This window comes from Psychrobacter immobilis (genome assembly GCF_904846185.1).
GTDB classification, from domain to species: Bacteria; Pseudomonadota; Gammaproteobacteria; order Pseudomonadales; family Moraxellaceae; genus Psychrobacter; species Psychrobacter immobilis_B.
On sequence record NZ_CAJGZQ010000001.1, the window covers coordinates 78568 to 98522 of the forward strand.

The following is a 19955-nucleotide window of genomic DNA, read 5'->3' on the forward strand; positions in this document are numbered from 1 at the left end:
GTTTATTTGTCAAACACTGCTTAATTGATGCCGCTATTTTTATACTAGAAAATAACGACAATTCTTTGCAGTGGCATTATTTATCTTCAAAACCACGCTCGCTTTTTTCTTGCGTCAGTTCATCAGCAGCCAAAATTTGTGTCAGTGGTTTGATAGGCCACGTCATGACAAATCGTGCACCGCCAAGCTCTCGGCTCTCATCGACTTTCATACTACCATTAAACCAAAAGGCAATGCGCGATACGATAGACAAGCCTAAGCCATAGCCGCCTGAGGCGCGTGTGCGACTGTCATCTAAACGTGAAAATGGAATAAAGACCTTTTCGCGATCTGCTTCTGGAATACCATGACCATCATCCTCAACACTAACAAAAGCATTGCCCTTTCTGACGCCAGCACTAATGATAATCGTGGTCTCTGCATAACGTAAGGCATTGCCCGCAAGATTTTGAATCACACGGTGTAAATAACGCCTATCTGCAACAGCGGTTACTTTAGCATTCGGCAGCTTGGTCACTATTTTGATAGGCTTACCCAAGGCATTGGTTTCACGCTCAATCTGCTCCAATAACTCTCTAAGATTGACTGGTTCTAAATCCAGCTTTGGTGAGCCTTCTTCGAGCTTAGCATAAGTCAAAATCTCATCAATCAAACCATTAAGCGCTTCGATATCTTCATCAATAAAATCACGCTGCATAAAACGCGAGTCTTCGTCATCCGTATCAGCCAGCATATCAACGGCAAAACGGATACGAGCCACCGGTGTACGAAGCTCATGTGATACCGCTCGCGTTAATTCTCGCTGCGACTCAATAAGGCGCTTGATATGCGAGGTCATTGCATTAAAAGTCGCGGCTAAACGGGCAATTTCATCCTGCCCAATTACTTGAACTTGACTTTCAAGATTACCTTTACTCACCTCATTGACGCCAACCTGAATCAACTGCAATTTACGCTCAAGTGGAAAAATCAACGCATACACGCCTAAGCTGATTAAAAACATGCTGATAAGAATCATACTAATAATCAGATTAAGTGGGAACCAATTGAATAATGGCACCGGACCAATCAATATCGCCATGTCATTGATTTCAGAAGGCACCACTACTCTAATAGCCGAATTACTTTTACTGCTATTGGTATCTTGTAAGGAAATAACCACTTCATCTCGGCGTAATCGTGCAAGCTGATCGGTATCCAAATCCAGTGTATTGACGGCTTTAAACTCTAAAGGAAAGGAAAACTTTTTTTCCAGTTCAGCCAAACGGGCACGCTTGTCAGATAACGTCACATAGTAAGACAAATCATCTAATAAAAACACAGCGATTGCCCGTACTTGCTGCTCAGTCACTTGCGATATTCTGGCGGTCAAAACGCTTTGATTGTCCGGTAGACGATAATAAACATCGGCATAGACAGGTTGCTCGGTATAACGAACGACCGTATTGCCATTTTCAAAACGCCGCAGTTCACTGGCATTAAAGTCTACTTCATCAATAGGCAAAACTTTGAATTCTGAGCCAAATAAACTACTGGCATCAGACAACCAATATTCACGCTGTTCTTCACTTTCCTGATGAGCGATACCTTCACTCACCAGATGAAAAGCCCCTGTTGCCATGTTTTCACGGTAGGATTGGACGCGCTCTTTGTTGATGGTATCCATCAACAGTTGAGCAAATAATGCCACACACAAACAGACTATGAGTAGCCCAGCATAAATACGAACAAAGATACTGTGTTTTAAAGAAGAGACTAATGACATACGTGCCGTAACCAACTTAATGAATAAAAACTGCCGACATCATTCAGCAAACAAGCGCTGCGTGATAAATGATATCAAACACTGTTGAATAAAAAACCATTCTGGCTGCTGTATTTTAATTTATAACTGAGCATCACCTAAAATCCATTTACCTCATGTACATTTAGGCAGCACCCACAATAATTGCTTAATTAAACCACATAACGCTGTATTTAAGTTCAAAAATTAAAATTTAGCCACAAAAAAACCAGCCTAGTTGCTGGTTTCTTTGGTCATGCTAATGAGCAATAAGCCGTTGCCGGAGCAAAATTGACTTAGTTGCCTTCTTTAACGAACAAATACCCTTTACTACGAACGGTTTTGATACGTTTTGGATTTTCTGGATCATCACCGATTTTTGGACGAATGCGTGAGATACGAACGTCAATTGAGCGATCTTGACCGTCATATTCAATACCACGTAGACGCTCAAAGATATCTTCACGCGAAAGAATTCGACCCGCATTAGAAGCAAGCAACCATAATAAGTCATATTCAGCGCTGGTGAAATCAACCAATTCATCACCTAAATTCACTGAACGACCACCATTGTCGATGACCAGTTCACCAAATTCTAGGCGCTGTGGTACATCTTCTGATGGGGCATTTTCTGAGCGACGTAATAACGCACGAATACGTGCTAGCAAGACACGTGGCTGAGCAGGCTTAGCGACATAATCATCCGCACCCATCTCAAGACCCAGTACCTGATCCATATCTTCAGTACGCGCAGTCAGCATCAAAATAGGATTCTGATAGTGCGGGCGTACTTCACGACATACCGTCAGTCCATCGCTACCAGGAAGCATGACATCAAGTACGACCAAATCTGGTTGTTCACTGACGATGCGACGAATAGCACGATTACCATCGGTTTCGATAGCGACTTCTAAACCATTTTTGACCAAGTAATCTTGAGTCAACATGGCCAGACGCTCATCATCCTCAACAATCAAAATTCGGGGGGTGTTGTCTTCTTCATTCGTTGTCATTGTTATATCCTCTAATACATCTCATTTAAAAGCAGTAAAAGTAAGAGCGGTAAAATTAATAGCACCATTAAGTGGCACAATTGATGTTGGTATAGCTGTTACAAACTTGGTAGCACAGTATACTATTAAACATACAGCTTCCTATACTATAGCTTATAGTCGTTAACAAAACCTATAAACTACACCCATTAAAACTTTAGTTTACGTCCAAAAATTATGAGCTTTATACAAATAATAGCAAGTGAAATGTTTTTTTACGACCCTTTCCTCACCTGAATTTCTATAAGTAGCCAATCTTAATGTAGCGCACAGCGATAGAATACTTGATTGATACCGATACTTATATTCCTGTTACGTCTAATATAGCGACATATCACCTTTGCTGCCAGTGACTTTTTCATCTACTATTCCCATACTGCCTATTATTATTCGATACATAATTAGTAAATGCATAGTTCATATATGCATAGTTAGTTAACATTCATATTTAAAAAACTGGCTGTCGAGATCGAAATTGCATCATAAATCGTATATTTATCCTCGATCAACAAGCATAGAATATTAAATAATAGACATAAAAAAACAGCCCATGATGGACTGTTTTTTTGTATCTGTGGTAAAAGTCAAAAAGAAACTCTAAAATTTTCCACAAAAAATTAAGCGCGGTTTTTGTACTTACGGATAGTCTGTAGCTGTGCCACAGACTCTGCTAATGATGCTAAAGCTGCATTAGTTTGTACAGTATCCGATTGATTAACAAGCATCTGCTCAGCCTTTTTACGTGCTTCGACAATTTTGCTTTCATCAAGGTTATGTGCACGCATCGCTGTATCAGCCAATACGGTAACCATCTTCGGCTGTACTTCTAAAACACCGCCTGATACATAAATCACTTCTTCTTCACCGTTTGGTGTTTGCACTCGCATCGCACCCGGTTTTAACAAAGTAATAAGCGGTGTGTGACCTGGCAATACACCAATCTCGCCTTCGGTACCAGTAGCTATTAACATGCTAATTTCGCCTGAATACAACTCTTCACGAGCACTTACGACGCGACATTGTAACGTTGCCATACTTAACTCCTTACGATCAAAACACAATCAAAACTGCGAGGCGTTACTAAGTGGCAAATAGACTTTTTATGGCCTATCTGCCCTTTAGCAAATGCTAACACAACTTACGCTGCAGTAGATTTCATTTTTTCTGCTTTAGCAACAACTTCGTCGATGCCACCAGCCATATAGAACGCTTGCTCTGGTAGGTCATCGTATTCACCCGCGATGATTGCTTTAAAGCTAGCAATGGTATCGCGTAGTGGTACATATTTACCAGGTGCGCCAGTAAAGACTTCAGCAACGTGGAATGGCTGTGACAAGAAGCGCTGAATCTTACGCGAACGATAAACGACTAGTTTATCTTCTTCTGACAACTCATCCATACCCAAGATAGCGATGATGTCTTTTAGCTCACGATAGCGCTGCAAAATCTCTTGCACGCCACGAGCAACGTTATAATGCTCTTCGCCAATGACTAATGGATCTAGCTGACGCGAGGTTGAATCTAGCGGATCAACCGCAGGATAGATACCTTGTGAAGCAATATCACGACTCAATACAACCGTTGCATCCAAATGCGCAAACGTCGTTGCTGGTGATGGATCCGTCAAATCATCCGCAGGGACATATACTGCTTGCACAGAAGTAATAGAACCTGACTGAGTTGAGGTAATACGCTCTTGCAGCATACCCATCTCTTCAGCAAGTGTTGGCTGATAACCAACCGCAGATGGCATACGACCAAGTAGTGCTGATACTTCAGTACCGGCTAGTGTATAACGGTAGATGTTATCAACAAATAGCAATACGTCACGACCTTTCCCAGTGGCAGGATCTTTGGTATCACGGAAGTATTCAGCCATGGTCAAACCAGACAGCGCAACACGCAAGCGGTTACCCGGTGGCTCATTCATCTGGCCGTATACCATGGCAACTTTAGATTTGCTAAAGTCTTCAGTGTTTACAACGCCAGCTTCTTGCATTTCGTGATAGAAATCGTTACCTTCACGAGTACGCTCACCAACACCAGCAAATACTGACAAACCTTCATGTTTTAGAGCGATGTTATTGATCAGCTCCATCATGTTAACGGTTTTACCAACACCAGCACCACCAAACAGACCAACTTTACCACCTTTAGCAAACGGGCAAAGTAGATCAATAACTTTAATACCAGTTTCTAACAGCTCAGTGCTGTTTGACTGATCCGCGTAGCTTGGCGCTTCACGGTGGATAGACCATTTTTCGTCAGCCTCTACAGGACCTTCTTCATCGATAGGACGACCAAGAACATCCATGATACGGCCAAGCGTACCAATACCAACAGGCACAGCAATAGGTGCACCAGTGTTAGTGACTGTTAAGTTACGCTTTAGGCCTTCAGTTGAACCCATTGCGATAGTACGGACGATGCCATCACCTAGTTGTTGCTGTACTTCTAAGGTGGTTTCGGTACCATCTACTTGCAAGGCATCATAAATCTGAGGAACTTCACTACGGTTGAACTCAACGTCAAGAACCGCGCCAATAATCTGTACAATACGACCGCTACTCATTGCGTTCTCCTTGAACTTCTGTATATAGTGGGTTTCATAAGGGGTTTCAATTATGAAACAGCAGCAGCACCGCCAACGATTTCCGAGATTTCTCGGGTAATCGCCGCTTGACGCAGCTTGTTATAAACCAACTGTAAATCGTTAATTAGGTCACCAGCATTATCTGTCGCCGCTTTCATCGCAACCATACGTGAGGACTGCTCAGAGGCAATGTTTTCCATTACCGCTTGATAGACAATCGACTCAATATAGCGGCCAAGCAACTCATCAATCAATGTTTTGATATCAGGCTCGTAGATATAATCCCAGCTCAGTTCTGTTTGAATGCCGCTCTCTTCTTCACCAAACGCGCTGTCTGGTAAAGGTACCAACTGATTGACAGTCGGCTTTTGGGTCATCGCATTAACAAACTTATTATAAACCACATAGATGCGGTCTATTTTACCGTTAGTATAATCGTCAAGCATCGCTTGAACCGGTGCGTTTATCTGCTCAAACGTTGGCTTATCACCATAATCGGTTACTGCCGAGGTCACTTTACCACCAAAGTTTTTGAAAAAACTCACACCTTTAGCGCCAATGACTGCAAACTCAGTTTGTACAGATTGATCTTGATACTGCTGGATACTCTTAGATAAAGCTTTGAATAAGTTAATATTCAAACCACCCGCCAGACCGCGATCAGAGGTAATGACAATATAGCCAACCTTATTGACTGGACGCGAGACCATATACGGATGTTTATAGTCTGATGAGGCATGCACCAAATGTGAAATAACCCGGCGCATACTATCAGCATACGGGCGACCCACTTCCATGCGCTCTTGGGCACGGCGCATTTTACTTGCCGCAACCATTTGCATAGCACGAGTAATTTTCTGGGTGCTTTTAATACTGGTGACTTTGGCACGTATCTCTTTTAAGCTTGCCATAATGATTCCAATATAAGAGGGTTAAAAAGCATTGGCGCATGCGACAATTATTTAGTATATAACATCGATCTAACAGATTAATGTTATATATTTTGTGCATGACGCGATCTAATACCGTCAATGGTTAGAACAGTGGCGCTACTGTCTTAATAAAAAAATACAAGACAATGCGCCACTTTATTAGCCATCAAAGACAGCCATAACCAATTCGGCTTAACCCGTTAAATTAATAACTGTGATTTTGTTTAAAGGTCTCTAAAGATGACTTCAAACGACCTGCGATATCATCATTATAATTCGCAGTATCATCAATCTCACGCATCAATTCACTTTGCTCATCATGCATATAGCGTAAGTAAGCTTCTTCAAAAGAACCGATTTTTTCGACAGGAACGTCCGCTAAAAAGCCTTCATTCGATGCATAGATAACTGCAGCTTGCTCAGAGATTGACATTGGCTGATACTGCTTCTGCTTCATCAATTCAGTCACACGCTCACCATGATCAAGCTGTTCGCGAGTTGCGTCATCAAGATCTGATGCAAACTGAGCAAAGGCAGCCAATTCACGATACTGAGCTAGTGCAGTACGGATACCACCAGATAGCTTCTTGATGATCTTAGTCTGAGCTGCCCCGCCCACACGAGATACCGAGATACCAGCGTTAACTGCTGGACGGATACCTGAGTTGAATAGGCTTGATTCTAAGAAAATCTGACCATCGGTGATTGAAATCACGTTAGTCGGTACGAATGCAGATACGTCACCAGCTTGGGTTTCAATAATTGGCAGTGCGGTTAAAGAACCGGTTTTACCAACTACTTCACCATTAGTAAACTTTTCTACGTACGCCGCGTTTACGCGTGATGCACGCTCAAGTAAACGTGAATGTAAATAGAATACATCACCAGGATACGCTTCACGACCTGGCGGACGACGTAGCAATAGTGAAATTTGACGATAAGCAACGGCTTGTTTTGATAAGTCATCAAATACAATCAGTGCATCTTCACCGCGGTCACGGAAGTATTCGCCCATCGTACAACCTGAATACGGTGCGATATACTGTAGTGCTGCTGGTTCTGACGCTGAAGCGACGACGACAGTCGTATATGCTAATGCACCAGTTTGCTCAAGCTTGCGTACGACGTTTGCAATGGTAGAACGTTTCTGACCGATTGCGACGTATACACACTTGATACCAGATGATTTCTGCGCGATGATCGCATCGATAGCCATCGCGGTTTTACCCGTCTGACGGTCACCAATGATAAGCTCACGCTGACCACGACCAATTGGAATCATAGTATCAACGGCTTTATAACCCGTCATTACTGGTTGATCTACTGACTGACGATCAATAACGCCTGGGGCGATTTTTTCGACTTTATCAGTCATTTTGGCATCGATAGGACCTTTGCCATCAATAGGATTTCCCAAGGCGTCAACAACACGGCCTAGCAGCTCAGGACCTACTGGTACTTCAAGAATACGACCAGTACAATAGGCTTTTTGACCTTCTTGCAGCTTTAGGTAATCACCAAGTACTACCGCGCCGACAGAATCACGCTCTAAGTTAAGCGCCATTCCATAGATTTCGCCTTCAAACTCAATCATTTCGCCGTACATGGCATCTTCAAGACCATGAATCTGCACGATACCGTCAGATACTTTGACAATCGTGCCTTCATTCTTTGCAGTTGCACCCGCATCAAGGTCTTGAATACGCTGCTTAATCAGGTTACTGATTTCCGCTGGATTCAATTGTTGCATTGCCTTGTTTCCTTTAATTTATGATAACCCGCCCACTGACTTAAATGCTCTTACTTTCACGCAAATCATAGATGACTGCGCTGGTAAATGGCATTAGGCCGTTAGCTGTGTTTTTAACTGTTGTAACTTGCCGCGCATCGAATCATCAATGATTTTGTCACCGACTTTGATGGTAGCGCCTGCCAATAGACTTGGATCGACCGACTCATGAATCACCACACTAGCATTTAACGATGCAGCAAGGCGCGTTTGAAGCATTTCACGCTGAGCCTCAGTCAATGGATAGGCAGAGGTCACGTAAGCATCAAGCTGCTTTAAGCTTATTGCCTTGTGGCGGCGATAATGCTCATAGACTTCAGGAAGCAGCGCCAGACGCTCTTGCTGCGCCAACTGCTTAATAAAATTATTGAGCGCTGGTGACACTTTAGGATAGCTAATACTATTACCATAACGAGAGCCTTTGCTCTCGCCTAGTAGCTGTTTAAAAGCAGAGTCGCTATCACCAGCCACTTGTGAGTCATAAAGATCAACCAAAGCAGCTGACTTATGCTCAGCCGTAACGGCTGGATTTTCTAGCCATGTACGGAACGCTTTGTCATTGACAATTGCACTGGCGACAAACAAGAAATTTTCCCACTCGTTTACAGCCCCGTTTTCGTTGGCATAGTCAAACGCGGCTTTAGCGTAGGGTCGTGCTAAGGTTGATAAGTCAGCCATTATATCCTCACAGTTACAGCTTTGCCGCCAGTTGGTCTAACATACTGGCATGTTTTTGCACATCGACTTTGTCTTGCAAAATCTTTTCTGCACCAAGTACAGCCAGTTCAGCAACTTGGGCACGTAATGATTCACGCGCTTGATTGATTTCTTGGTCGATAGACGCTTGCGCTTGTTGGCGAATGCGCTCGCCTTCCACTTGGGCCTGCATTTTTGCATCTTCGACAAGCTGGTTGGCACTCTTGTTCGCTTGCTCGATTAAAGCAGCAGCTTTGGTCTTTGCAAGATCAAGCTCCTGCTGGACGTCTTGCTCAGCGGTCGCCAGATCTGCTTTTGCTTTTTCTGCGGCATTCAGGCCTTCAGCAATTTTACGCTGACGCTCATTGATGGCACCAATAAGTGGTGGCCACACGAATTTCATGCAGAACATCACAAAGATTGCAAAAGCAATGGCTTGACCGATGAGGGTAGAATTGATATTCACGTGATCACCTCTTTGTTAATGAAAAATCAGTTTCATTGATCATATTTGATAGCCAAACTTTGGCTATGGTTAACATACAAACTTTGACTACCAAACATTTACAACTGAGCTTTCTGATTAACCTGCTAGAGGGTTAGCGAACAACAATAGCATAGCAATACCAACACCGATCATCGGAATAGCATCAAGAAGACCTGCTACGATGAACATACGAGTTTGCAGCTGTGAACCAAGTTCTGGCTGACGCGCAACGCCTTCTAGAAATTTACCACCTAGAATAGCAAAACCAATGCCTGTACCTAGCGCACCTAAACCGATAAGTAGTGCTACTGCGATAACTGTGTAACCACCTAATACTGGATCCATGGATGTATCCTCATTTACCTATTGAATGTCTAATTAATGTTCAGTTGATGATGCAAGTGACATATAAACTATCGTCAGCATCATAAATACGAACGCTTGAAGTGTAATAATTAAGATGTGGAAAATAGCCCACGGTACTGATAACGCCCATTGAATCCAAAACGGCATTAGAGCAATCAGTATGAAAATCAACTCACCAGCATACATGTTACCGAATAGACGCAGACCTAAAGAGATAGGTTTTGCTATCAAAGTAACAAACTCTAAGATAAAGTTGATGGGTATTAAAATAATTTGTACGATAGGGTTTTTGGCACTAAACGGATGCAGTGTTAGCTCGCCTACAAAGCCGCCCAAACCTTTTTCCTTGATACTATAGAACAGAATCAATATAAAGACAGAAAAAGACATGCCAAGCGTAATATTAGGATCCGTCGTTGGAACGATCTTAAAGAACACATGATGTGGATCATGTCCCATCATTGCGCCGATTTGGCCAGCAATCATAGGAATAAAATCGACGGGTAGTAAATCCATCAAGTTCATTAAGAATATCCATACAAAGATAGTCAACGCCAAAGGCGCAATCAGCTTTGAGGTACCACTATACGAATCACGAACGTTGTTATCAACGAACTCAACGATCATCTCAACCGCGGCCTGAGTTTTACCCGGCACGCCTGAAGTGACTTTTCTAGCGACCATCCAGAAGATGGCGCAGAAAACAATGCCTAGACCAATTGACCAAAGCATAGAATCAAGGTGGATGGCTTTAAAGCCCATTGCACTAGCTTCTTCAGCAGTATAGGCAACTTTCCAACCTTCGCCCGGCAGATAGCCGTACGTCCAGTTCGTTAAGTGGTGAGAGATATAGTCTGTTGTTGTTTGCTCGCCTGCCATAATGTCAGCTTCTTATTAATCAACGATTTAATCAACTACCAAAAATATGGTTGTCATCTGATGAGGTATCAACGATCCTATTTGACCTGCTAGCAAGCCGATGAACCATGCTAAAGCGCTCATGTAATCAATAACATCCAACCCATAGTTCTATTACTAGTGCGCAATTTGATAACTTAAGATAAATTTTAGCTATCAAAAAAGGGCTTATGATGATTCAGTAATAGCCCTTGTATATGTACGCGAAATTATTATATCTGTGTTTACTTACTGCCGCGTTTCCACGATCGACGCTTAATACAGCGTTCATAAGCAAAATATTTAGCTGCCTATATTAATGCAGCGTTGTATTCGTGTAAAGTCAATTATGACTTTTTTATGCACTGTATGAATAAGTTAGCTACTATTAACGTTTACTAACATAGCTTTGCGTGATTAATTAAATTGTAAGAATTTAATTAGAGGCAATACTGATAGCTAATAATTGGCTATCGACTCCATCATCACACGCTATACTCATTTAAACGCTCATATCACAGTCTTTATGATCATTGGCGCTGTCTTTAGACAGTTTTGTATGTTTTGACTTTCTTATGAAATCAGTCATAGAGAAGCTGGACGGCAGGGTGACTTGCCTAGCACTATTAAGCACTCAACTATTGATATAGTCATCGTCTATTAATGCTAGCGTATATGCCACAACATCCAACTGTGACTAATTTGCATTACCATAAAACCGATAAACAGCGCAGGCGCAGATAGGGGTTGTACGGTAATAAAAATTAGTGCGAAACCAAACACAGTCAATAGCCATTTGGCCATTTGACCTCGATATAGCTGGCTAACAATATGTTGGCGCGCGCGATATCCAGTGTACCAAAAGATAAAAAAAGCAAATACAGCTTGGGTAGCAAAACTGAGTAGCGCACCAATAGCGGCGCTTTTTGCGACAGTAAGCTCACTATGTAGCCAACTGATATCTAAAGCCCAAGCAATAATAATAAGGATAAATAATATCCACGCTTGGCGTTTGATATAGATGCCAATTTTATCTTTTTGTGTGCGTTTGGCAGGCTTGGTCATCGGTAATGTAATCCTATAGCCTTACAGCATTGGGATAAGGTGGCAATATAACATCGTCGCGACACTTTTATCCGTGAACGGCTCACTCTACAGGTGTTACCTTTTAACCAAAATAAAACGCCACTTATTATAAGGGGCATACCACCGTTAAGCAAGAAAAATATACCTTTTATCAGTGACCTAGCCGAATCACTCATAGACATCATAGTTACTGACCAATGGATAACACCCAAAGTATGACTACATAATGGCTGCTACAGCGTTGCAAGCCACTATGGTTAATCAGTTATCCTACGATATACATTGATAGATTTGCTGTGCCATCGTCTGCCAACCACTCACAAAGTCTTTACTATTGCTCATATCTTCAGGTTGCACAGTGGTTTTTACAGGCTGTAACTTAGCCAGTAGACCTTTGGCTGGTTGACTTGGGCTAACCAGACACATTTGCTTGGCTGGACGCTTCTCATTTAGCCAGCGTATTTGGCTTGCTCGAGGTGCTAAATGGTGGTCAGTGCTTAAACTGCCAACAAGCTTTAGGTTTGTGCTGGATTCGATGTATTGATAAGCATCATGATAGGCCCAATAAGGCTGGGTTTGCTGCTTGCCTTTAGCTTGTTTTACGAAAGATGCCACTCCCCTATCCATTCGCTGAGCAAATTTTTGCGCATTGGCGTGATAAAGTGCTTTATATTGCGGATTAGCATGGCTATGAATCACGGCAAGGGCACGAGTCATGGCTTTGGCATTTTCAGGATCTAACCATATATGTGGATCCAAGGTGCCAGAAATAGGCTTGCCTTGGATGTCACGTAGCGGATGACGATTAAAGGCATCAAATTCAAATAAGGCAATCGCATTGGGTGCGGTATTAAGGCTTGCCGCCAAGTTATTTTCTAATGGCTCACCAAACCACACGACAAATTTACTGTCCTGAATGGCTTTAATATCGCCTGGGCTGATACTGCCATGATGACCTACCTCCCCTGCTTGCAATAACTGCTTGGCAGGCGGTGAACCTTCAGTCACTGCTTGACTCAATAAAAACAGTGGGTAGTTACTCACGCTGACTGTTGCCGCTTGTGCACTCACAGTAAAGACGCCTAATGCAACTATGCCCGTAATGAGCCATCGCTGTAGTATAATGGTTGAGCTTAAAAAATATTTGAAAACTGAGTTCATAATAGATTCTTTAATGTATGAAAGATAAAATATGAGTGGAAACATTTAGACGTTATCGCCGTTGTATCTGAGTGATCATCAAGGTATCAATAAATAAGCCAAGATCACTTATCTGCTCTTATTTTTAGTATGTTATACTATAACATTATAAATTACTATAATAACAGTGCCATTTTATTTTGTAGGAGCTTGCACCATGTCCACCAGTTTATCAGTCTGCGAACATTTACATGATGTGCAGGACTTTACGCCGCATGACGTGACCGAGCGCCTAATGGCAGCAAAAGAACAATGTCGCCTGAATGGTGCGCGATTTACCCCATTGCGCCAGCAAATATATCAATTGGTATTGGCAGCCAATAAACCTATCGGTGCATATGATTTGATCACGCAATTGCAGCAAATGCGCTTATCAGAGCCTAATAACAATGATGACAGCAGCGAAGCGCTTAGCTCGCAACAGCACCCAACGAAAGCGGCATCTAAAGAAATTAGCTCTAAAAAACAAGCGCCAAAAAATGTCGCGCCACCCACTGTCTATCGCAGTCTGGAGTTTTTATTGAGTGAAGGCTTGATACATCAATTGACCTCTATCAATGCTTATGTGCCCTGCTGTCACCCACGCGCCCAGCATACCGCAGCATTTTTAATCTGTGGTCAATGTCAGCGTGTACAAGAATGTAGCAGTGTGCCCGTACAGGAAATGATGAGTTTTGCTGAGCAAGACGTTGGCTTTATTGTGGAACGCAGTGTGATTGAGCTAAGTGGTCGTTGCCAAGCGTGCCAGTAACACACCCTAACCACTGAAGCCTAAGTCATTGTCCTCCGTTTTTTATTTGTATTACTCATTCACTTATTGGTTGCCATACTATGAGCCTGTCTACCTCACCGTCTAATCAACCGAACTTTTCCGCTGTTGATGGCAATACCATTAACACTGCGAGTAAACTGCTGAGCCTAAGCGATATCAGCTACGATATAGGGCATCAACGCTTACTCTCACATATTGATATCGACATTGCGGTTAATGAAACAGTCAGTCTTATTGGACCCAATGGCGCTGGTAAGTCAACGTTGGTCAAACTTATTTTGGGATTGATTGAGCCAACTAAAGGGCACATTAACTCTCATCAAAAGTTACAGCTTGGCTATGTGCCGCAGCGCTTTGCTGTACCGCCGATATTGCCATTACGAGTCTGCGATTTATTGGCACAAGCGGATAAAAGGCGCTTAACGTCTGAGCAGCGTCAATTTATCTTTGATAACTTGTCATTGACACACTTACTATCGCGACAAATGCTGCACCTGTCGGGTGGTGAGACACAAAGGGTCTTGCTCGCGCGAGCACTGTTAGACAAACCCAACTTATTGATTTTAGATGAGCCGATGCAAGGACTGGACCCTGATACTGAGGTTTGGCTCTATCAGTTTATTGATGAGCTGCCGGAGTTTTTGCGTTGTGCCATGCTGGTGGTATCGCATGATCTGCATTGGGTCATGAAAGGCAGTCGACGCGTGATTTGTCTTAATAAGCATATTTGCTGTGAGGGACAACCAAGCGAGCTTGCCATTAGTAGTGAGTTTCAAAAGCTATTTGGGCATCATTATGAGCAGCCTTATGTACATCAACCGCATGCCTGTGAGCATCACGCCCCAAGCGAACTATAATCATTAAGGCGCGTTGAACATTCACAAATATAAAATATATTGAAGCTTGATACATCAAACACATATCGAGCGTTGAGCTTTATAAAAACTTTTACGGATATTCATTATGACTGCTTGGTTAGCCATCATTGCCCCCGCTTGGATCGCTGGCAGTATTTTAGCGTTACTATCAGCGCCTTTAGGTTGCTTAGTCTTGTGGCGACGCATGGCTTTTTTTGCTGATGCTTTAGCACATGGTACCTTGCTTGGCGTGGCTTTAGCAGTATGGTGGCAATTACCTATGGGTATTGGCATTGCCTTGGTCAGCGTCATGGTGGTGCTAGGGCTGGTATTAATCGATGATGAGCGCCTGCCTGTCGATGCGGTTTTGGCGGTGGTGGCGGTGTCATTGTTATGCTTAGGTTTATTGGCTTTGACCCAGTTGACTGACCAACAAGCAAACGTACTGGGGTTTTTGTTTGGTAATTTGCTAGAGCTTGATTGGGCAGACTTGCCCTTACTTGCTGGTAGCGTGCTGGTAGGGCTCGGTCTACTTATGTATATATGGCCTGCACAAATTAAGCTTGCCACTCATGAAGCACTGGCGCGTATTCAAGGTGTTAATCCGACACGCCAGCGGCTGTTCTTCATGGGCGTATTGGCGGGATTTTGTGCGATTGCCCTGCAAGCGGTTGGTAGTTTACTAATCAGCGGTTTATTGGTATTACCAGCATTAACGGCACGTTTGTGGTCATCATCGCCAAAACAAATGGTCGTTATATCGCTACTGATCGCACAGCTTGGCGTGACGCTAGGCGTTTGGGGAAGCATCTGGCTAGATATTCAGACAGGACTTGCTATCGTATTAATATTAGCCATTTTATTTTTTATCGCGCTGATTTTCTCAAAGCTCAGCACTGCAAAAATTTGGTCAGCGCGCCGTTAGACACATTATGGTTCACATAAAGCCGCTGGTTTTTTATCCTCTTATCCAACTTTATTTCATCAATATGATAGAGCTTTCATTGACTTTATGTTATAAACTTGCCCTAATACCATCGACATACTAGCGGCGTCAAGCCAAAAAACATATTGGTCAGACCAAAATTCATTAGTCTACTCGATGCATGACATCTATTTATCTATCATTCGTTTTAACAGCATCACTTGTTTCGATACGATGAGGGACTGACCCAATGCTAAGCTACCCTGTTAATAAAATTAGCACACCAGATGAACAGGTAAACATACTACAAATCACAGATTTGCATTTATCAACGCCCGTTTCTTCTAGTGTTGATGGCGATACTAACAATAGCGAAGCCACTGTCTGTCAGCAATGCTTTGAAACAGTACTACAGCAAGCATTGAGTAGCGACATTCGCTGCGATTTGATTATCGTGACTGGCGACTTAGTCAATGAAGTAAAACCCGCTATTTACGATCATATTTTTGAGGTATTGCAAGCCACCAATATTCCTTTTGCTTGTATCGCAGGCAATCATGATGTGACGGATGAGATAGGTAGTGACTTGCCATTCTTTGAGCGCGAACTGATTGCTCAACCTGCTGACCCGCGCTTGCTAAGCCGGCATGTCATTGAGACTGATCGTTGGCAGCTGTTGTTATTAGACTCATCCATCACGGGTAAAGTCGCGGGCGAGATAACGCCTACCGATATTGACTGGTTATGCGAGAGACTCGATGCTTGTGATAAGCCTGCGCTGATTGCTCTACATCATCATGTCATTCCCGTAGACTCTGACTGGATTGACACGCATATGGCAGAGAATAGTGAGGCCTTTTGGCAGCATCTGTTAGGATTTGACCATCTCAAGGTCATTATCAGTGGTCATACGCACCAAGAGCAGGTTCGCCATCGTCAAGGAGTCACGGTCTATAGTACGCCATCTACTTGCTACCAGTTCAAGCCTTATGAGAATGATTTTTCCTATGATAAAAGCGTCCCGCCTGGTTACCGTTGGTTGCAATTAGCCAACAATGGAAAGGTTGCAAGCTGGGTAGAAAGACTGGATACTTGACGCCCAGATTTATTGGCACCCATACTGATGTAAGCCCTTATACCCCAAGCTATTGACTGATATTTCTGAGTTCAGAATACAATGACTGGCATGGTAAAAGCGACATGATGATGAAAAATGACTTCATTATTGTCAGAAACAATGATACAACGTATAAAACGAAATGAGGACTGCCTAGTATCTGGTATTAGGTAGAATTATAATAGCTAGGATGGCTAAATCGATCACAGCTAAGTCTTCACAGTCAGTGATTTTTCGCATTATTAAGACAACACTATTTAAATAAAAATATGCATAACCATATACCTGACCATTGATAGATTGCTTTGAGCATATCAAGATAACTGTACTATTAGATCCGCTGTGTTACTTGTGTTACCAAGTGGTAAAACGTTTTATAAAGGGACAAATTATAGCGTTTATGACATTGATAGCGTCTTGTCTTTTGATACGTCGTTTTATTGAATTAATTTGAAAAAAGTAGGATACCCATATGAGCACCCTGACCACGAATCCAAGTGAAGCTAAGTTTACTCCTTATGTGCCTGCCAAAGACGAAGAGTACATGTCTGATGCGCAGTTAGAGCACTTTAAGGCTATATTATTGGATTGGAAGAGCCAACTGATTGGCGAAGCGGATCGCACTAAGACTTATATCCAAGATGAGTCCAGTGCTATGCCGGATATCAATGATCGCGCCACCCAAGAAGAAGAGTTTGCCCTCGCATTGCGTACGCGTGACCGCGAACGTAAACTCATTCGCAAAATTGATAAGTCTATGGCAGAAATCGAAAACGATGATTATGGATTTTGTGAGACTTGCGGGGTAGAGATTGGTCTGCGTCGTCTCGAAGCACGCCCAACGGCCACCCAGTGTATCGACTGTAAAACACTGTCTGAGATTAAAGAGCGTCAAAATCAAGGCGCTTAAATGAGAGACGACTCATCTAAATATTAGAATATAAGCACAAGCGATCATATTATGGTCGCTTGCTGCGTTTTAAATGGCTGGTTTTTAGTCAATGCATCATGTCTGATACAGACTTTTAAGCTTGCTTATATTAATTTGACTAACAAAACAGACTCATTTCACAAATATCTTTTTACGAATATATTTATTATTCTATCTTCTACCTTTTCTACTGACAATTTCCTACCTTGAAAACTAACCTTATTCCTATGCCCACTCCAATCATACCAGCACAGCCGATTGGTCGTTTTGCTCCCTCACCGACTGGTGAACTGCATCTTGGCTCATTGACGACTGCGCTTGCCAGCTTTTGCCATATAAAATCCATTGGTGGCAAATGGCTACTGCGTATTGAAGACACTGATACCGAACGCTGTGATCAGCAATTTACTGAGCAAATTTTGATTGATTTGGAAGCGCTTGGATTGTACTGGGACGGTGATATCATTTATCAATCTGAGCGTATTGATATTTATAATGATTATCTACACTCAGCCCTGCATCCGCTCACTTATGGTTGTCAGTGCTCGCGTAAAGATTTGGAGCAATACTGGGCGCAAGAAGAGCTGAGCCCAGCTTATGATGCTAACCCATTGCAACCAAACAGGAAGCGCTATCCACGCTGCTGCGTCAGCGCTGACCTTGATAGAGAGCAACATAAGCTACGCATACAGCTACCGAATTATAAGATTGGTTTTAACGACGGTATTCAAGGATTGCAGTGGGATAATCCTCAGCAGACATTGGGTGATATGGTGGTACGTCGCCAAGATGGTATGATCAATTATATTTTGGCTGCCAGCCTTGATGATGGACTGCAACAAGTGACACATATTATGCGCGGTCTAGATATCCTACCCATGACGACAGCGCAAATCAGCATCATGGATGCCGCACGCTTACCTGCCATCGATCATTGGTATCACTTGCCACTGATATGTCATGCTGATGGACAAAAACTCTCCAAGCAAAACCTAGCACAACCCATTGATACACGGGATCCAAGTAAACTTATCGCCGATGCTTTACAACTATTACAGCAACCAGCCGTTGATAGAGACATACCTACTCGTATGTTAAAGCAAGCCATTGCTCAATGGGACAGTACGCCGCTACAAGGCAAGCAACAGTTAAATATGCACAGTGGATAAAAGTCAGCTAGCAAAAAGCGCCACTATTTAGCGACGCTTTTTTGGATAATGCCAGTCATGATGCATCGAGCCTATAACTAATGCTCAACCTATCAATAATAACGGCATTGGCTTTTTTCGATTTCGGGGCTTTCTTTATAAATTTTTAGCAATAACGCAACCATCACCAAACTAATCAACATTGATGAGCCGCCATAACTGAAGAATGGCATGGTCAATCCTTTGGTTGGAATCGCGCCCATATTCATCGCCGCATTGATAATTGTCTGCGCTATGAACACCACACCGATACCAAAGGCAGTATAACTCATACGCATCTGCCGACGTTTGAGCGCGTTATAACTGATACGCATCGCGCTACCGATAATCAGCGCTTCGAGCACCAATACCATGGTAACCCCAACAAAGCCTAACTCTTCCCCTGTAATGGCTAGTAGAAAATCAGTATGTGCCTCAGGTAAATGCGACAGTTTCTGTACGCTCTCACCATAACCAACGCCTGTAAACTGTCCACGACCAAAGGCAATCAAACTGCGTGCCAACTGATAATCCGTGTCTTGCACATCATCAAACGGATCCATAAATGACATCACACGTACCAATCGGTACTGCGCTGTCGTCACCATCAAGACCGCACCACCAATGGCAGCCGCGCCCAGTGCTAAAAAGTGCTTGTAAGGCGCACCAGCAATATAAAAAATCGCAAAGATGGTACCTAAAATAACGACAAAAGAACCAAAATCTGGCTGTGACAATAGCAGCATGGTGATGAGTGCCACCACTAACATAATCCGCAAAAAACCGTCTAAGCCGTTACGAACTTCAAAAGAGCGACGCACCACAAAATCAGAGACAAAGACAATCATCACCAACTTGGCCAACTCTGCCACCTGAAAATTAAATACCCCTAGGTTCAGCCAACGCTTGGAGCCGTTAATAGGGGTACTAAATAGGGTTGCCACTAGCAGCATGCCAGTGATACCCAATAAGATAAATTGGGTTTCAGTCTTATATAGTGTTCGCAAAGACACGCTGTAATAAGAAACCGTAGCGACCGTCAAACCGATCATCATATACAGTAGCTGGTTTTTGAAAAAGTGCAGCTCTGTCATGCCGCGACTGAGGGCAAAAGGAATAGAAGCAGAAGCCACCATCAATAAACTGAGCACCAACATACAGCCAACACTCGATAGGAGAATGGCGCGTGCTGACGGCATAGAAAGAATACCATCTGAGCCAGATGCTTGCTTCGGTTGGGACGAGGAACGAAAAATAGAAGAGAGCGCCATAATTTTATATACAC

The 19955-nt window shown here is 42.9% G+C and carries 19 protein-coding genes; 6 read left to right on the forward strand and 13 right to left on the reverse strand.

The features are described from left to right. Window positions 1–76: 76 nt before the first annotated feature. The 12 genes from JMW94_RS00345 to JMW94_RS00400 form a co-directional block, all read right to left on the reverse strand. A complete protein-coding gene (locus tag JMW94_RS00345; protein WP_045445985.1) occupies window positions 77–1765 on the reverse strand; it encodes an ATP-binding protein in 1689 nt (562 codons plus the stop codon). A 314-nt stretch (window positions 1766–2079) separates the two neighbouring features. Further along, a complete protein-coding gene (locus JMW94_RS00350; protein WP_045445894.1) occupies window positions 2080–2796 on the reverse strand; it encodes a response regulator in 717 nt (238 codons plus the stop codon). A gap of 656 nt (window positions 2797–3452) precedes the next feature. Further along, a complete protein-coding gene (locus JMW94_RS00355; protein WP_021812807.1) occupies window positions 3453–3869 on the reverse strand; it encodes a F0F1 ATP synthase subunit epsilon in 417 nt (138 codons plus the stop codon). A gap of 104 nt (window positions 3870–3973) precedes the next feature. Continuing rightward, entirely contained in the window at window positions 3974–5407 is a 1434-nt protein-coding gene (gene atpD / locus JMW94_RS00360; protein WP_045452427.1) for a F0F1 ATP synthase subunit beta, read from the reverse strand. A gap of 50 nt (window positions 5408–5457) precedes the next feature. Continuing rightward, window positions 5458–6339 (reverse strand): F0F1 ATP synthase subunit gamma, encoded by an 882-nt coding sequence (gene atpG, locus JMW94_RS00365; RefSeq protein WP_045445883.1) that lies wholly within the window; start codon window positions 6337–6339, stop codon window positions 5458–5460. Between the two features lie 226 nt (window positions 6340–6565). Next, window positions 6566–8110 carry a F0F1 ATP synthase subunit alpha gene (gene atpA / locus JMW94_RS00370; RefSeq protein ID WP_055125356.1) on the reverse strand — a complete coding sequence of 515 codons (1545 nt, stop codon included), beginning with the start codon at window positions 8108–8110 and terminating at the stop codon, window positions 6566–6568. 93 nt (window positions 8111–8203) lie between these two features. Then, window positions 8204–8827 carry a F0F1 ATP synthase subunit delta gene (locus tag JMW94_RS00375; RefSeq protein WP_201581852.1) on the reverse strand — a complete coding sequence of 208 codons (624 nt, stop codon included), beginning with the start codon at window positions 8825–8827 and terminating at the stop codon, window positions 8204–8206. 13 nt (window positions 8828–8840) lie between these two features. Then, complete coding sequence (locus JMW94_RS00380) at window positions 8841–9311, reverse strand: F0F1 ATP synthase subunit B (RefSeq protein ID WP_045452424.1); 471 nt, start codon at window positions 9309–9311, stop codon at window positions 8841–8843. A gap of 117 nt (window positions 9312–9428) precedes the next feature. Beyond that, entirely contained in the window at window positions 9429–9677 is a 249-nt protein-coding gene (gene atpE / locus JMW94_RS00385) for a F0F1 ATP synthase subunit C (RefSeq protein ID WP_010197960.1), read from the reverse strand. A gap of 33 nt (window positions 9678–9710) precedes the next feature. Further along, window positions 9711–10577, reverse strand: coding sequence for a F0F1 ATP synthase subunit A (gene atpB, locus JMW94_RS00390; RefSeq protein WP_055125357.1), 867 nt, complete (start codon window positions 10575–10577; stop codon window positions 9711–9713). Between the two features lie 684 nt (window positions 10578–11261). Further along, a complete protein-coding gene (locus tag JMW94_RS00395) occupies window positions 11262–11660 on the reverse strand; it encodes an ATP synthase subunit I (protein WP_201560619.1) in 399 nt (132 codons plus the stop codon). A gap of 291 nt (window positions 11661–11951) precedes the next feature. Next, complete coding sequence (locus JMW94_RS00400) at window positions 11952–12842, reverse strand: metal ABC transporter solute-binding protein, Zn/Mn family (RefSeq protein WP_227685360.1); 891 nt, start codon at window positions 12840–12842, stop codon at window positions 11952–11954. A gap of 196 nt (window positions 12843–13038) precedes the next feature. On the opposite strand from JMW94_RS00400, the gene JMW94_RS00405 reads away from it, so the two are divergent. The 6 genes from JMW94_RS00405 (at window position 13039) to gluQRS (ending at window position 18652) form a co-directional block, all read left to right on the forward strand. Next, window positions 13039–13632 carry a Fur family transcriptional regulator gene (locus JMW94_RS00405; RefSeq protein ID WP_201599672.1) on the forward strand — a complete coding sequence of 198 codons (594 nt, stop codon included), beginning with the start codon at window positions 13039–13041 and terminating at the stop codon, window positions 13630–13632. A gap of 80 nt (window positions 13633–13712) precedes the next feature. Next, entirely contained in the window at window positions 13713–14510 is a 798-nt protein-coding gene (locus tag JMW94_RS00410) for a metal ABC transporter ATP-binding protein (protein ID WP_201599674.1), read from the forward strand. A gap of 106 nt (window positions 14511–14616) precedes the next feature. Continuing rightward, window positions 14617–15435: a metal ABC transporter permease gene (locus tag JMW94_RS00415; protein ID WP_055125361.1), complete on the forward strand. Its 819-nt coding sequence runs from the start codon at window positions 14617–14619 to the stop codon at window positions 15433–15435. 250 nt (window positions 15436–15685) lie between these two features. Beyond that, entirely contained in the window at window positions 15686–16531 is an 846-nt protein-coding gene (locus JMW94_RS00420; protein WP_201599676.1) for a metallophosphoesterase, read from the forward strand. A 493-nt stretch (window positions 16532–17024) separates the two neighbouring features. Continuing rightward, entirely contained in the window at window positions 17025–17462 is a 438-nt protein-coding gene (dksA, locus tag JMW94_RS00425; protein WP_193011437.1) for an RNA polymerase-binding protein DksA, read from the forward strand. A 248-nt stretch (window positions 17463–17710) separates the two neighbouring features. Further along, entirely contained in the window at window positions 17711–18652 is a 942-nt protein-coding gene (gluQRS, locus tag JMW94_RS00430; protein ID WP_201599678.1) for a tRNA glutamyl-Q(34) synthetase GluQRS, read from the forward strand. Between the two features lie 92 nt (window positions 18653–18744). On the opposite strand, the gene ftsW is transcribed toward gluQRS, so the two are convergent. Next, the gene (gene ftsW / locus JMW94_RS00435; RefSeq protein WP_055125364.1) at window positions 18745–19869 is read right to left on the reverse strand and encodes a putative lipid II flippase FtsW; all 1125 of its coding nucleotides are present in this window, start codon (window positions 19867–19869) and stop codon (window positions 18745–18747) included. Window positions 19870–19955: the final 86 nt, after the last annotated feature.